1 pseudogene is annotated in these 241 nt (G+C 62.2%); it reads right to left on the bottom strand.

Annotated features, from left to right (window positions below):
• Window positions 1–241 (bottom strand): annotated as a pseudogene (gene glnA / locus PQQ51_RS34440) (glutamine synthetase); the annotation flags it as partial.

Genomic DNA, 241 nt, shown 5'->3' with positions numbered 1-241 from the left:
CGCGTCGAGCGCCTGGTCGAGTCCGGCACACACGGTCGGGATCTTTGCATCCTCTTCCGGCGGCAGGTCGTACAGGTTCTTGTCGGCCGCTTCGCCCGGGTGAATCTTGTTCTGCACTCCGTCCAGACCCGCCATCATCAGCGCGGAGAAGCACAGGTACGGATTCGCCATCGGATCCGGGAAACGCGTTTCGATACGACGGCCCTTCGGATTCGACACGTGCGGAATGCGGATCGATGCT

Source organism: Paraburkholderia xenovorans, assembly GCF_046030735.1.
Lineage (GTDB): Bacteria > Pseudomonadota > Gammaproteobacteria > Burkholderiales > Burkholderiaceae > Paraburkholderia > Paraburkholderia xenovorans_A.
Note: the sequence above shows the minus strand (reverse complement) of the source record. Positions and strands in the feature narration are given on the sequence as shown.